Raw genomic sequence first — 14,366 nt, forward strand, 5'->3', positions numbered from 1 at the left:
CCGCCACCCACACGATGCCGCAGTCTTGAGGTCAGGTGATCGACACGCCGGGCCCGGCAGACACCCCAACACCCCTCCCCCACAAGGAAAGGCACCACCATGTCTGCTCGCTTCGACGCCAAGGTCGTTCTCGTCACGGGTGGCACGTCGGGCATCGGCCTCGCCGTCGCGGAGCGCGTCGCCTCCGAAGGCGCCCGCGTCGTCATCGCCGGACGCCGCAAGGACGTCGGTGAGGAGGTGGTGGCCAAGCTCCGCGCCCAGGACGCGTGGGCGACGTTCGTCCGCACCGACCTGACCGTCGAAGACGAGGTGGCCGCGCTGGTCGCCGCCACCGTCTCCGAATTCGGCCGCCTGGACGCCGCGTTCAACAACGTCGGAGGCGTCAACGCCTACGGCGACATCCAGGACGTCGCCACCGAGAGCTGGAACGCCGAACTCGACCACAACCTCAACTCGGTGTTCTACAGCCTCAAGCACCAGATCCCCGCGATGCTCGCGAACGGCGGCGGCGCCATCGTCAACAACGCGTCCAACCTGGGCGTCGTCGGCATGGGCATGGTCGCGCCGTACGTCGCCGCCAAGCACGCCGTCGTCGGCCTGACCCGCGCGACCGCGCTGGAGACCGCCGCGCAGGGCGTCCGCGTCAACGCCATCACCAGCGGCGGCGTGGACACCCCGCTGTTCCGCGCGTCGATGGGCACCACCGAGGAGGCCGTCGCGCACATCGCGTCGCTCCACCCGATGGAGCGCATCGCGCAGCCCGAGGAGATCGCCGCGTCCGTCGCGTTCCTGCTCAGCGACGAGGCGTCCTTCATCACCGGCGCCGCACTCGCGATCGACGGCGGCTTCACCGCCCGCTGACCCGGCGGGGGGTCTCCGACCTGCTGCCCGAAGGGGACTTCCGGGGCGCGAAGTCCCCTTCGGGCGGTCCCTTTCGGCGGTCACTAGTACTCCCGGTCCTAGCCACACCGCTCCGCTCCTCAGCCCAGTGGCACGCCGACAGACTCGTTCCTGTCAGGAAGCGCAGCACGCACCACCGGGCATCCGCCCGGACGCCGGCCGCCACCATGCCCCCCCTTGCGGGGGCCACAGGAAAGAGGGTGAACGAGTGACCGCCACGCTCGAGACTTACAAGACGGAGACCGCGACCCTCGCGGTCGCCGGCACCCGCATCCAGGTCCGCACCCAGCCGTCCGCGGGCGCCGCCCGCCCGCTCGTCCTGGTGCACGGCACCGGCGGCGGCTCGGGCATGTGGGACCCGTTGCTCGGCGGGTTCTCCGACCGCGGGCCGGTCGTGCTGCCGGACCTGTCGGGCAGCGACACCGCCGAGGACGACGGCGGCCCGCTGACCCTCGACCTGCTCGCCGCACAGGTCGTCGCCGCGATCGAGGCCACCCGCGGCCCGGTCGACCTGCTCGGCTTCTCGCTGGGCGCGGCGGTCGCCGCCGCGGCCGCCGCCGCCCGCCCCGACCTGGTCGAGAACCTCGTGCTCGTGTCCGGCTGGGCCAGCCCCGACGACGAGTACATCCGCAACATGATGACCGTCTGGCGCGACCTCGCCGACAAGCCCGAGACGTTCGGCCGGTTCGCGACGTTCACCGCCTTCAGCCGCGACCACCTCAACCGCATCGGCCGCGAAGCCGTCGAGCAGGCGACGGCGTTCATGCGGCCCACGCCGCCGACGCTGCGTCAGATCGATTTCAACCTCACCTTCGACGCCCGCGCCCACCTGCGCGACATCACCGCCCGCACGCTCGTCGTCGGCGGCGCGCAGGACGCCACCATCCCGGTCGGCAACCAGCACGACATGCACAAGGCGATCCCCGGCAGCCGCTACGCCGAGTTCGACACCGGCCACATCGTCGTCTACGAGCGCATGGCCGAGTTCACCCGGCTCGTCCGCGAGTTCCTCGACGGCGAGTAGTCCCGTCGATCCCCTGGCCGCGGCAGGGAGCACCGTCCCCACGCCGGGTTCCCTGCCGTGCGAAACGGATCGGCCGCGCTCCCCGCAGCCGACCGGACACGTCGTCCTGGCCCCCGCTCCTGAGCCGGCGGAGGGTCAGGACGACGTGAACTCCAGCGGGTTGTCGAACAGCCCCGTGAACGCCAGCTCCGCCGCACCGTGCAGCGGCGCGTCGTCCCCCAGCACCGCCGTGCGCAGCCGCAGATGCTCGCGGTGCGTGGCCAACGCGGTGCGGTTGATGCGGCTGCGCACCTGCGCCGCCGTCGCCGGGTACACGATCCGCAGCGTCCCGCCGAACACCACGATCCGCGGGTTCAGCAGGTTCACGAGGTTCGCGACACCGATGCCCAACCAGTCCCCGACCGTGCGCAGCGTCTCCTCGGCGTCCTTGTCACCGCGCGAGGCCGCGTCGACCGCGGCGTGCACCGCGTCCCGGCCGAGCGTGCCGCCGCGCCCCGGGCCGCGCAGCAGCGCGGCCTCGCCGATCTCGGTCTCCCAACAGCCGTACGAGCCGCAGGGGCACGGCCTGCCGTCCGGATTCACCACCATGTGCCCGATCTCGGCGGCGCATCCGTCGGCACCGGTGAGCGGGCGGCCGCCCGCGATGATGCCGCCACCGATGCCGACGTCGCCGTGGATGTACACCGCGTCGTCGTAGCCGACCGCCGCACCGCGCGTGTGCTCGCCCAACGCGCCCAGGTCTCCGTCGTTGCCGATGACCACCTCGCGGCCCGCCGCCGCCGACAGGCGCGCGCCGAACGGCTCGGCGCGCCACCCGATGTTCGGCCCGTACCGCAGCTCGCCGCCGTCCCGCGCGACCATCGCCGGAACCGCCGCCGCGGCCCCCACGCACCGCGCCTCGGGCGCCGCCGCCTCGCTCAGCGCGGCGGCGAACTCGGCGAGCCGTTCCAGGGTTTCGTCGACGCCGAAAGGCCCCCCGGGACGCTGTATCTCACGGCGGTCCAGGATCGCCCCGCCGAGCCCGACCCGGGCCGCGACCAGCCGGTCCACGCCGACGCCGAACGCCAGCACGTACACCCGCTGGGAACGTGCCCGCACCACCAGCGACGGCCGGCCCCGGCCGCCGCCCGGATCCCGAGGCTGCTCCTCCAGCACCAGGCCGGCCTCGGTCAGGTCGGTGGTCAGCGCGCCGATCGTGCTGCGGTTCAGGCCCATGCCGGCGGTCAGCTGGGCGCGCGAGACCGGTCCGAGGATGTGTACCCGGCGCAGCAGCGCACCCAGGTTCTGTCTGCGGATGTCTTCTTGCGTCGGCGCTGCGCGCATGCCCTCGCGGTCCCCGTTCCTCTCGGCCGTGTCCCTGGCGTCCACCGGAACTCACCGGAGACCGGAGGCCTCGGCCCGCTTCCGCGACAGCGCGTCCACGCCGGCAGCCAGGAGCAAAACGGAGCCGGTGACAATATATTTCACGCCGGCGCTGTACCCCATGAGTCCCATGCCGTTGTCGATGACCGCGACCACGGCGCCGCCGAGCACGGCGTCGAGCACCCGGCCCTTGCCGCCGAACAGGCTCGTGCCGCCGATCACCGCCGCGCCCACCGCGTACAGCAGCACGTTGCTGCCGCCGGTGTTCGGGTCCACCGAGTTGGCGCGCGACGCGGCGACGATGCCGCCGACCGCGGCCAGCGTCGAGCAGATCACGAACGCCGAGATCCGCACCCGGTCGACGTTGATACCGGCGCGGCGGGCCGCCTCGCGGTTGCCGCCGACGGCGTACAGGCTGAGGCCGTACGCGGTCCGCCGCAGCACGAACGTGCCCAGCGCCAGCAGCACCACGATCACCGGCACCACGATGGGCACGCCCTTGAGGGACGCGACCGCCGCATTGCGGCTGCGCTCCAGGTTGAGCGCGTACACGCCGGCGCCGACCAGCACCGCCAGCGCGCCCACGCGCAACGCGGTCACCGCCGTCGGCGGCGTCGCCAGGCCCCGCTTCGCGCGACTGATCGCACGGGTGAACTGCACTGCGGCGTAGCAGCCGACAGCCGCGGCGGCCATCAGCCAGCCCAACCACGGGGTCACGTTCTTGCCCGCGATGGCGAGGATCGTGCTGTCGTGCACGGAGATGTTCTTGCCGTCCTGCACGATCTTCAGCAGCACTCCCTGGAAGGCCAGGAACGCGCCGAGTGTGACGACGAACGACGGTATGCCGAGCTTGGCCACCAAGAAGCCGATACCCAGGCCGATCACGACACCGGTCGCGAGCGCGGCGGCCACCGCCAGGTACCAGGGCACCCCGTGACTGTCCATCAGAACCGCGGCCACGGCGGCGCACACGCCGCTGGCGAAGCCCGCGGACAGGTCGATCTCGCCGAGTACGAGTACGAAGATCAGGCCCATCGCGATGATCGTGACGGCGGCGCCCTGCGTGAACAGGTTCGCGAAGTTGCCGGACGTCAGGAAGCGCGGCCGCATGATCGAGAAGGCCGTGCACAGCGCGGTCAGTCCGAGCAGCGCGGGCAGCACGCCCATGTCGCCGCCGCGCAGCCGGGCCACGTAATCGCGGAAGTGGTCGACCACCGGCGTCCACGCGGAATCGCGCGCGCCGGTCCCGCTCAGCGCTCCGGTCGTCATGGCCGTTCTCCGTTCTTCCACTCGCTCGTGCCGTCGGCGCCCGCGGTGCCGTTCGGTTCGTCCGGGGCCTCGCGGCGCGTCGCCGCGCCCCGCCCTGTGGTGATCAGCTCGACGACCTGCGAGTGCGTCACGTCGGACGTGCTGACCTGCGCGGTCATCCGTCCGAGGTACAGCACCGCGATGCGGTCCGCGACCGCGAAGACGTCGTTCATGTTGTGCGAGATGAGCACCACCGCAAGGCCCTTGTCGGCGAGCCTGCGCACGAGTTCGAGGACCTGCGCGGTCTGCGCGACGCCGAGCGCTGCGGTGGGTTCGTCAAGGACCACGACCTTGCTGTTCCACAGCACGGCCTTGGCGATCGCGACGGTCTGGCGCTGGCCGCCCGACAGGCTGGCGACCCGCTGGCGCACGGACGTGACCGTGCGCACCGACAGGCTCGCGAGGGTGTCCGCCGCCAACTGCTCCATCGTCACCTCGTCCAGGACGAAGCGCTTGGTCGTCTCGCGGCCGAGGAACATGTTCTGGACGATGTCGAGGTTGTCGCACAGCGCGAGGTCCTGGTACACGATCTCGACGCCGAGCTCGGCGGCGGCCCGCGGGCTGTCGACCTTCACCGGTTGGCCCTCGAACAGGTAACTGCCGGAATCCGCGGGGTGGATGCCCCCGATGCACTTCACGAGCGTCGACTTGCCGGCGCCGTTGTCACCGACGAGTGCGGTGACTTCGCCCGCGCGGACCGTCAGGTCGACGTCGCGCAGCACGTGTACCGGGCCGAAGCTCTTGTTGATACCGCGCAGTTCGAGGACCGGCGGGGCATCCGGCGACGCGGACGCGGAGTAACCCTCGGATATCGAGGTGGCTGGGGACACTGCGGACCCTCCTGGCGAGGTGGCCGCCGGCCCGGTGCCGACGATCATCGGACGGCACCGGGCCGGCGCTGCGAAACGGCTGGAACCACGGGTACGGGTGCGTCAGTTGATGCCGGCCTCGGCGCACTTGGCGGCGAACTCCCCGGCGCACAGCTCCTGCTTGGTGACGTACCCGTCGGTGACCACGTCCTTGACGTTGGCCTTGAATATGCTCTGCGCCTCCAGGAGCACGGACGGCACGTCGCGGTTGCCGTCGGGGTCGTGCACCTTGTCCGGCGCGGTCGGCGTCTGCTTCTTGGCGAGCGCGATCGCGAGCTTGGAGAGCGCGTCCGCCTCCTGCTTGATCGGCTTGTAGACCGTCATGCACTGGTCCCCGGCCAAGATGTTCTGCAGGCCCTGCGTCGTGGCGTCCTGCCCGGTCACCGGGACCTTGCCGTTCAGCTTCTGCTTGCGCAGCGCGGCGATCGCGGCGTTGCCGAGGCCGTCGTTGGCCGCCACGACGCCCGCGATGTCCGGCTTCTGGACGAGCATCTGCTCGAAGATGGTGCCGGCCTCGGTGTTGTCCCACTTCGGGACGGACTGGTCGGGGCCCTTCACGTACTCGCCCGAGTCGTACTTCGGCTTGAGCACGCCGTCGTAGCCCTGCTTGAACAGGGCGGCGTTGTTGTCCGTGGGGCCGCCGTTCAGCTCCGCGACGACCGGCTTGGCCGCCTTCATGTCGGTGAGGCACTTGACCAGGCCCTCGCCGATCCGCTGGCCGACCTTCACGTTGTCGAAGCTCACGTAGTACTGCGCGCCGCCGCCCAGGGTCAGGCGGTCGTAGTCGATCGTGGCGATGCCCTGGGCCTTGGCCTTGTCCAGGACGGCCTTGCCGGTGCCGCTGTCCAGGTTCACGATCACCAGGACGTCCACACCGTTGGTGATCATCTGGTCGGCGATGGTCTGGAACTGGGTCTTGTCGTCCTGGGCGTTCTGGATGTCGTAGTCGACGTCCGCCGCCTTGAACGCCTCCGTCAGGTACTTCCGGTCCGCGGTCTCCCACCGTGCGGACGACTTGCTGTCCGGGAGGATCACGCCGATCTTCGGCTTCTTGTCGCCTCCGCTGTCGGAGTCGCTCCCGCACGCGGCGACTCCGACACCGGTGGCGGTGAGGAGGAGGGCCATGGCCAGGGTTCTCTTGCGCGTCATGCAACGTCCCTTCTGGGCCTTGCCGGTTATGTTGCTGGCGACAACGTAATGATGAGATCCCCTCCTCGCTAGCCCCTCGCGCTGCCCAACTCCCTGGTAGCGGAAATAAGTTGCCGGAGCCTGCAATACGACCTCGGCGGACCGGATCGCCAACCTTTTAGTTGCATCAACCTCCGCTTGAAGTTCGCACTACGAACTTTTATAGTTCGTAATACGAACCACTCACCGGTACGCCGGTGGATTCCCAGGAGGTACGCATGTCTTCTCCCAAGGTCGCGGTCGTCGGCGGCGGATACGCGGGCGCGGCGGTCGCCAAGGCGCTCGACGCCGAAACCGACGTCGTCCTCGTCGAACCCAAGGACGGCTTCGTGCAGGCCGCCGCGTCACTGCGCGCACTGGTCCGGCCCGACTGGGCGCACAACGCCTTCTTCCCGTACGACCGGCTGCTCCGGCGCGGCACCGTCGTGCACGAACGCGCCGTCTCCGTCGACCCGGACGGCGTCACCCTCGCGTCCGGCACGCGGATCGACGCCGACTACGTGGTGCTCGCCACCGGCTCCGCCTACCCGTACCCCGCCAAGCCGGCCACCGGCAGCACCGCCGACGCGCTCGCCCAGCTGCACCGCACCCACAAGGAACTCGCCAACGCCGAACGGGTCCTGCTGCTGGGCGCCGGGCCGGTCGGGCTCGAACTCGCCGGCGAGATCAAGGCGGTGTGGCCCGACAAGCACGTCACGGTCGTCGACCGCCGCGGCGAACTGCTGCCCGGCTTCCTCCCGGCCGTACGCGAGGAACTACACCGGCAGCTCGACGACCTCGGCGTCGAACTGCGCCTGAACACCACGCTGTCCGCGCCGCCCGCCACCGAGCCCGGGCGCGCCGGCGCCTTCACCGTCGACACCGACGGCGGACCGCTCACCGCCGACATCTGGTTCCGCTGCCACGGCGTCCAGGTCACGAGCGACTACCTCGCCGGCGGACTGGAGGCCGCGCGCACCGCGTCCGGCCAGGTGCGCGTCACTGAACACCTCGCCGTCGAAGGCCACTCGCACATCTACGCCATCGGCGACCTGACCGACCTCGCCGAGGCCAAGATGGCCGGGTACGCGATGCAGCACGCCGACGTCGTGGCGCGCAACATCCTCGCCCACGCCGCGGGTTCCGCCCCCGAGGCCACCTACCGCCCCGCGGACGCGCCCATGATCATGCTGCCGCTCGGCACCACCGGCGGCGTCGGCCAGATCCCCGGCGAGGACGGCCCCATGCCGCTCACCGCCCAGCAGGTCGCCGAATGGAAGGGCGCCGACCTGTTCACCGGACGCTTCGCCGAACAGTTCGGCACCGCCTGACCGTTCGCCCGCCTACTCGGCGTCCGCGAACACCACGGGCACCTGGTTCTCGGTGACCACGCGCCCCAGCAGCTCCGCCAGCTTCGCGCGGTCGGACGCCTTGAGCCCGTCCGCCAGCGCCTCGATCCTGCGGCACGTGTCGGTGTAGAACCGGTCGGCCACCGCGAGGCCCTCGTCCGTCAACGCGATCCGCACCGCCCGGCGGTCCACCGGATCCGGCTCACGACGCACCAGGCCCAGCTTGGACGTACGGTCCACCAGCCCGGTCAGGCTCGACTTGGCCAGCCGCAGCATGCCGCCGAGCTCGCCCATCCCGAACGGCTGGGCCATCAGCACACAGAGCAGCTGGCCCTGCTGCGGCGTGATGCCGTACGCGCGGCTCGCCTCCGCGTACACCGCGTCCACGAGGAACGACGACCGCACCAGCGCGGTGACGATCCCCATCTCCCCGTCGGAAACATTCCTGGCCATACCCGCATTCTACATTCGCACTACGAACTAACCGAAATACCGGCAAGGAGCACACGTGCAATCCCCCCTCTTCGGATTCGGCGCGAGCACCGCCGTGGACGCCGCCGCCGACACCCTCCGCCTCATCGCCCAGGCCGACCGCGACGGCCTCGACCTGTTCACGGTCTCCGACCACCCCTACTTCGGCGACCGGCTCGACGCCTACGCGCTCGTCAGCACCGCGCTCGGAGCCACCTCCTCGATCGGCGCCGCCGTCTCCGTCAGCAACCTCCCGACCCGCCCCGCGCCGATGCTCGCCCGCACCATCACCTCGCTCAGCACGCTCACCGGCGGCCGCGTCGCCCTCGGCCTCGGCGTCGGCGGACTCTGGGACGACATCGCCAGGATGGGCTTTCCCAAGCTCTCCCCCGGCGCCGCCGTCCGCGCCTTCGAGGAGGCCATCCCCTTGATCCGCGCCCTGTCCGGCGGCGGCGAACCCGTCACCTTCCACGGCGAGTTCCACCACGTCACCGACCTCCAGCCGGCCGCGGCACCCGCCGTCCCGATCTGGACCGGCTCCGTCGGCCCCAAGTCCCTCGCCGCCACCGGCCGCCTCGCCGACGGCTGGTTCCCCGGCCACGCCGCCGACTGGCTCAGCCCCCGCTACCGCGAATCCCGCCCGATCATCGACGAGGCCGCCCACGCCGCCGGCCGCGACCCGCGCGACATCGCCACGATCTACAACATCCCGGGCGTCATCACCCCGACCGACCGCCCGAACCCCCGCGACCCCGACGGCACCTGGCGCGGCGGCTCCGTCGCCCAGTGGACCGACGCCCTCACCGAAGCCGTCCTCGACCACGACGCCTCGGGCTTCGTCCACTTCACCGTGGGCGGCACCCCGCCCGAAAACGCCGTCGCCGTCTGGTCCAACGAAATCGCCCCCGCCGTCCGCGAAGCCGTCACCAAGGCCCGCGCCTCAACCGCCTGACGGCACCTCGTCTCCCGCGATCACGCCAGGACGGGCTGCGGGGCGGGCGCTGCCGGAGCGGCCGCGACCTTGCGGGTCTCGCGCAGGAACAGCAGGCCGTTGACCACCATCAGTGTCGCGGTCAGGCAGTGGACGCCGAGGGCGGTGGCCACGGAGCCGTGGTGGGCCAGCACGTTGGTCATGTCGCCGTACGCGGCGAAGGCCTCCGTCAGAAGCACCCAGCCCAGCGCCCGGCGGTGGCCCGTCACCAGCAGGACGCCCAGGACCAGGGCCAGGACGACGTCGCGGATCCCCTTGACGACCAGGAAGCCGCCGCCGTCGCCGGACGGCCAGCTCGGCAGGCCGTAGCCCGGCGCCGTCGTCTCCGGACTCAGGATGTACTCCGTCCCGAACCAGAGGATGAAGAGGATGAAGGTGGCGACCAGGACGGTGTTGATCTTCTTCAGCGACACTGTTCTTCTCCTTGCGGGTCTTGCCGGGGCAGCGGTGGGATCAGACGAGGGCGGCGACCAGCAGGGTGAACGCGGCGATGATGACGGCGACCCGGGCGTAGTGGAAGCGGTTCCAGCGGTCGAGCTGCTCCTTCCAGTCGGCGGGCCGGTTCTCGGGGGTCCAGGTCTTGTTGCGGTTGTTGATCGGGACGAGCAGCAGCACCGACATGACCACGCTGACGATCAGCAGGCCGGCCGCGGTGACGACGAGGCCGGTGCCCTGGTGGTGCCATCCGGCGACGGCCCAGATCGCGCTGAGGATGAGCGAGCCTATGTACCAGAACGGCATCAGGGCGCCGAGCATCCGACCGCCGTGGGCGTGGCCGAGCTGAGCGCTCTCCTCGGGAAGGGCGTCCAGGATCCGCTTCATGAAGACGGCGACGCAGAACTCCACCCCCACCATCAGGCCGACGACGACGGTGGTGACGACTTCGAGTGTTGCGAGCATGATGACCCCTCCGATGAACTAGCACTGCTAGCTGGCGATGCAACGCTAGTACTACTGCCGCTCGATTGTCTAGCAGTGCTAGGATTCGAATCATGTCGGTACAGGAACGCAAAGAACGCGAACGGGCCGAGCGCGAGCGCCTCATCGTGGCGACCGCCCGCGAACTCGCCGAGCAGCAGGGCTGGGACGCGGTCACCACCCGCCGGCTCGCCGAGCGCATCGAATACAGCCAGCCCGTCCTCTACAGCCACTTCCGCGGCAAGCGCGAGATCATCGGCGCCGTCGCCCTTCAGGGAGCCGCCGAACTAGCAGTAGCGGTACGGGCCGCGACCTCCGCCGCGGACGGCCCGCGTGCCCGGGTCGCCGCCCTGGCCCGCGCCTACCTCGACTTCGCCGAGCACAACCCGGCGGTCTACGACGCCATCTTCCAGCTCGACGGCGGGCTGGCGTACGCGCAGGAGGACACCCCGGCGCCGCTGAAGGACGCCTTCGCCGCGCTGATGGAAAGCCTGGCCGAGGTCGCCGGGAACGGCATCGACCCGGGCCTGTTCACCGAGCTGTTCTGGGCATCCCTGCACGGCCTCGCCACCCTGACCCGCACGGGCCGCCTGCTACCCGAGTACGCCGAGCCGAGGGTGGAACTGCTGGTGGACCGGCTCTGCATGGTGTGACACACCACCCGTCGGACACGCCGCCGAGGTCATCGTTCCCCGCCCAATCGACAACCGACCGAGCTCCTGCCGTGTCAGCCCTGCTGCATGTCCACGAACCGCGAGTAGTGCCCCTGGAACGCCACGGTGATGGTGGCCGTAGGACCGTTACGGTGCTTGGCCACGATCAAGTCCGCCTCACCGGCACGAGGCGACTCCTTCTCGTACGCGTCCTCGCGATGCAAGAGGATGACCATGTCGGCATCCTGTTCGATCGATCCCGACTCGCGAAGGTCCGAGACCATCGGCTTTTTGTCGGTTCGCTGTTCGGGACCACGGTTCAGCTGCGACAGGGCGATGACCGGGACTTCGAGCTCCTTGGCGAGGAGCTTGAGGTTTCGGGACATCTCGGAGACCTCCTGCTGCCGGCTCTCGGCACGGCGGCTGCCGCCGCCGGTCATCAGCTGGAGGTAGTCGATGACGACGAGACGAAGGTCGTTGCGCTGCTTGAGCCTTCGGCACTTGGCGCGGATCTCCATCATCGACAGGTTCGGCGAGTCGTCGATGTAGAGCGGCGCCGCACTCACATCAGGCATGCGACGAGCGAGCCGGGTCCAGTCCTCGTCCGTCATGTTGCCCGACCGCATGTGGTGGAGCGCCACGCGGGCCTCGGCCGAGAGCAGACGCATCGCGATCTCGTTGCGCCCCATTTCGAGCGAGAAGATCACACTCGGAAGCCCGTGGTGGATCGAACACGCCCGCGCGAAGTCGAGTGCCAGGGTGGATTTGCCCATGGCGGGGCGGGCGGCGATGACGATCATTTGGCCGGGGTGGAGGCCGTTGGTGAGGGAGTCGAGGTCGGTGAAGCCGGTGGGGACGCCGGACATCTGGCCGTTGCGGGAGCCGATGGCCTCGATCTCGTCGAGGGCGCCTTCCATGATGTCGGCGAGGGGGGCGTAGTCCTCGCTGGTGCGCTGTTCGGTGACGGCGTAGACCTCGGCCTGGGCGCCGTTGACGATTTCGTCGACGTCGCCGTCGGCGGCGTATCCCATCTGGACGATGCGGGTGCCGGCCTCGACGAGGCGGCGGAGGACGGCCTGTTCGCGGACGATGCGGGCGTAGTACTCGGCGTTGGCCGCGGTGGGGACCGAGGAGATCAGGGTGTGGAGGTACGGGGCGCCGCCGACGCGGCCGATCTCGCCGCGTTTGGTGAGCTCGGCGGCGACGGTGACGGCGTCGGCGGGCTCGCCGCGGGCGTAGAGGTCGAGGACGGCGTTGTAGACCATCTCGTGGGCGGGCCGGTAGAAGTCGATCGGCTTGAGGTTCTCGACGACGTCGGCGATCGCGTCCTTGGAGAGCATCATGCCGCCGAGGACGGACTGCTCGGCCGCGATGTCCTGGGGCGGGGTGCGCTCGAAGCCCTCGCGGCTCGGCGGTGGAGCGTCCTCGTACTCCGAGACACTCATGCCGCGCTTCCTTCCTCGACGTCGGGACACGGCGTGCGCCCGGCCCCTCCGGGGCGCCTGATGGGTCCTGCTCTTTCATACGGCAACGGGCCGACAAATCGGCCGCACCACGCGTTGTGCAGTCCCTCACCGTACGGGTGGTCCCGGTCTCGACCAACGCGGTCATACACAGGGCCTGTGGATAACTGTGGACAACCTGTGGAGAGGCACCACTCCGGCTGTGCACAACCTGTGCGCGAAGCCCCTCACACAGCCTGTGCACAACCCGCAAAACCGCCTCTGACCTGCGGTTTCACTATCCACCGGCTGTGCATGTGAAAAACTTCCGGTCCGATCGACCGGCAATCGCCCCACGTATGTGGACAACCACCGCCCGCATCCACAGGTAATGACCAAATCCCTGTTGTGATCATTACCTGTGGATGACTACCGTGGGCACGTGGCCGTCGTCCCCGAAGCAGCCCGTACCGCTGCCCCCGAAGCAGCCCCCAGCCCGCCCCGGCAGAGCCGTGGCGGGCCGCGGCGCGCCCAGGACCGGGAGATCCTCAGGCTGGCCGTGCCGGCCTTCTTCGCCCTCGTCGCCGAGCCGCTGTTCATCCTCGCGGACGCCGCGATCGTCGGGCACCTGGGCACTCCGCAGCTGGCCGGCCTCGGCATCGCCGGCGCCGTGCTCGGCACGCTCGTCAACCTGTGCGTGTTCCTGGCGTACGCCACCACCGCGAGCGTCGCCCGCCTCCTCGGCGCCGGCGACCGCCGCGGCGCGCTGCGCCAGGGTGTGGACGGCCTGTGGCTCGCCGCGCTGATCGGCGCGGGCCTGCTGGCCGTCGGCGTGGTGGCCGCGCCGTGGATCGTCGACGCGTTCGGCGCCAGCGCGACCGCCGCGCCGCACGCCACCACCTACCTGCGGATCAGCAGCCTGGGCGTGCCCGCGATGCTGGTCGTGCTCGCCGCCACCGGCGTACTGCGCGGTCTCCAGGACACCCGGACCCCGCTCTACGTCGCGGTCGCCGGGTTCGCCTCGAACCTCGTCCTCAACCTCGCGCTGGTCTACGGCGCGGGCCTCGGCATCGCGGGCTCCGCGTGGGGCACGGTCATCGCCCAGTGCGCGATGGCCGTCGGATATCTGGTGGTCGTCGTGCGCGGCGCGCGCCGCCATGACGTGCCGCTCGTCCCCGACTTCGGCGGCATCCGCCGGTCGGCGACCGCCGGACTCCCGCTGCTGGTCCGCACGGTGAGCCTGCGCGCGATCCTGCTGATCGCCGCGGTCGCCGCGACCCGGATGGGCGACACGGAGATCGGCACGCACCAGGTCGCCTGGCAGATCTGGACGTTGACGGCGTTCGCCCTCGACGCCCTCGCGATCGCCGCGCAGGCGATCGTGGGCCGCGCACTGGGCGCGGGCGACACGGCAGGCGCGCGCGAGGCGACCCGACGCATGCTGCTGTGGAGCGTGTGCACGGGCGTGGTGTTCGCGGTGGTGCTGGTCGCGGCGCGCCCGCTGTACATCCCGTGGTTCACCGGCGATCCCGAAGTGCGGCACCTGCTGGGCCTGGTGCTGCTCGCCGCCGCCGCGCTGCAGCCGATCGCGGGTCCGGTGTTCGTGCTGGACGGCGTGCTCATCGGCGCGGGCGACGGCCGGTTCCTGGCGCTGACGATGCCGGTGGTGCTCGCGGTGTTCGCCGGCACCGTCGCGGCGGTCCTCGGTCTGGGCGGCGGTCTGATCGCGCTGTGGTGGTGCGCGATCGGCGCGTTCATGGCGAGCCGGCTCGTCCTGCTGGGCTGGCGTGCCCGGGGCGACAAGTGGATGGTGACCGGGGCGACCGTCGCCAAGTAGCCCTGGAGTGAGCGCGTCCGGCCCGTGAACGCACGTACGGAAAGGCCGCCCCGGGACCCGTTCGTCCCGAGGCGG

At 70.6% G+C, this 14,366-nt stretch carries 14 protein-coding genes; 6 read left to right on the top strand and 8 right to left on the bottom strand.

Annotation, left to right across the window (positions count from 1 at the left end):
* Positions 1–99: 99 nt before the first annotated feature.
* Both QI554_RS30240 and QI554_RS30245 read left to right on the top strand, forming a co-directional pair.
* Positions 100–861, top strand: a complete 762-nt coding sequence (locus tag QI554_RS30240; RefSeq protein WP_281474338.1) for an SDR family NAD(P)-dependent oxidoreductase — start codon at positions 100–102, stop codon at positions 859–861.
* Positions 862–1,108: 247 nt separating this feature from the next.
* Positions 1,109–1,924 carry an alpha/beta fold hydrolase gene (locus QI554_RS30245; RefSeq protein WP_281474339.1) on the top strand — a complete coding sequence of 272 codons (816 nt, stop codon included), beginning with the start codon at positions 1,109–1,111 and terminating at the stop codon, positions 1,922–1,924.
* Between the two features lie 135 nt (positions 1,925–2,059).
* Here the strand turns inward: QI554_RS30245 and QI554_RS30250 are convergent, their stop codons facing one another.
* The 4 genes from QI554_RS30250 to QI554_RS30265 form a co-directional block, all read right to left on the bottom strand.
* A complete protein-coding gene (locus QI554_RS30250; RefSeq protein WP_281474340.1) occupies positions 2,060–3,247 on the bottom strand; it encodes an ROK family protein in 1,188 nt (395 codons plus the stop codon).
* Positions 3,248–3,298: 51 nt separating this feature from the next.
* Positions 3,299–4,555: a sugar ABC transporter permease gene (locus QI554_RS30255; protein ID WP_281474342.1), complete on the bottom strand. Its 1,257-nt coding sequence runs from the start codon at positions 4,553–4,555 to the stop codon at positions 3,299–3,301.
* A complete protein-coding gene (locus tag QI554_RS30260; protein ID WP_425528079.1) occupies positions 4,552–5,424 on the bottom strand; it encodes an ATP-binding cassette domain-containing protein in 873 nt (290 codons plus the stop codon). The genes QI554_RS30255 and QI554_RS30260 overlap by 4 nt, the downstream gene beginning before the upstream one ends.
* A gap of 102 nt (positions 5,425–5,526) precedes the next feature.
* Positions 5,527–6,612, bottom strand: a complete 1,086-nt coding sequence (locus QI554_RS30265) for a sugar ABC transporter substrate-binding protein (protein WP_281474343.1) — start codon at positions 6,610–6,612, stop codon at positions 5,527–5,529.
* A 257-nt stretch (positions 6,613–6,869) separates the two neighbouring features.
* Here QI554_RS30265 and QI554_RS30270 point away from each other — a divergent pair, with 257 nt between their 5' ends.
* Positions 6,870–7,961 (top strand): NAD(P)/FAD-dependent oxidoreductase, encoded by a 1,092-nt coding sequence (locus QI554_RS30270; protein ID WP_281474344.1) that lies wholly within the window; start codon positions 6,870–6,872, stop codon positions 7,959–7,961.
* A gap of 12 nt (positions 7,962–7,973) precedes the next feature.
* Here the strand turns inward: QI554_RS30270 and QI554_RS30275 are convergent, their stop codons facing one another.
* Entirely contained in the window at positions 7,974–8,405 is a 432-nt protein-coding gene (locus QI554_RS30275; protein WP_281474468.1) for a MarR family winged helix-turn-helix transcriptional regulator, read from the bottom strand.
* An 82-nt stretch (positions 8,406–8,487) separates the two neighbouring features.
* Here QI554_RS30275 and QI554_RS30280 point away from each other — a divergent pair, with 82 nt between their 5' ends.
* Positions 8,488–9,402 carry an LLM class flavin-dependent oxidoreductase gene (locus QI554_RS30280; protein ID WP_281474345.1) on the top strand — a complete coding sequence of 305 codons (915 nt, stop codon included), beginning with the start codon at positions 8,488–8,490 and terminating at the stop codon, positions 9,400–9,402.
* A gap of 20 nt (positions 9,403–9,422) precedes the next feature.
* Here the strand turns inward: QI554_RS30280 and QI554_RS30285 are convergent, their stop codons facing one another.
* On the bottom strand, positions 9,423–9,854 hold the full coding sequence (locus tag QI554_RS30285; protein WP_281474347.1) for a DUF4267 domain-containing protein: 432 nt from the start codon (positions 9,852–9,854) through the stop codon (positions 9,423–9,425).
* A gap of 40 nt (positions 9,855–9,894) precedes the next feature.
* Positions 9,895–10,341, bottom strand: coding sequence for a DUF1772 domain-containing protein (locus tag QI554_RS30290; RefSeq protein WP_281474350.1), 447 nt, complete (start codon positions 10,339–10,341; stop codon positions 9,895–9,897).
* A gap of 92 nt (positions 10,342–10,433) precedes the next feature.
* Here QI554_RS30290 and QI554_RS30295 point away from each other — a divergent pair, with 92 nt between their 5' ends.
* Positions 10,434–11,012, top strand: coding sequence for a TetR/AcrR family transcriptional regulator (locus QI554_RS30295; protein WP_281474351.1), 579 nt, complete (start codon positions 10,434–10,436; stop codon positions 11,010–11,012).
* A gap of 74 nt (positions 11,013–11,086) precedes the next feature.
* On the opposite strand, the gene dnaB is transcribed toward QI554_RS30295, so the two are convergent.
* Positions 11,087–12,487 (bottom strand): replicative DNA helicase, encoded by a 1,401-nt coding sequence (gene dnaB / locus QI554_RS30300; RefSeq protein ID WP_425528080.1) that lies wholly within the window; start codon positions 12,485–12,487, stop codon positions 11,087–11,089.
* Positions 12,488–12,896: 409 nt separating this feature from the next.
* On the opposite strand from dnaB, the gene QI554_RS30305 reads away from it, so the two are divergent.
* Positions 12,897–14,291, top strand: coding sequence for an MATE family efflux transporter (locus QI554_RS30305; RefSeq protein ID WP_425528081.1), 1,395 nt, complete (start codon positions 12,897–12,899; stop codon positions 14,289–14,291).
* Positions 14,292–14,366: the final 75 nt, after the last annotated feature.

Origin of the sequence: Yinghuangia seranimata (assembly GCF_029953285.1) — a bacterium.
In the GTDB taxonomy this organism is placed as follows: domain Bacteria; phylum Actinomycetota; class Actinomycetes; order Streptomycetales; family Streptomycetaceae; genus Yinghuangia; species Yinghuangia seranimata.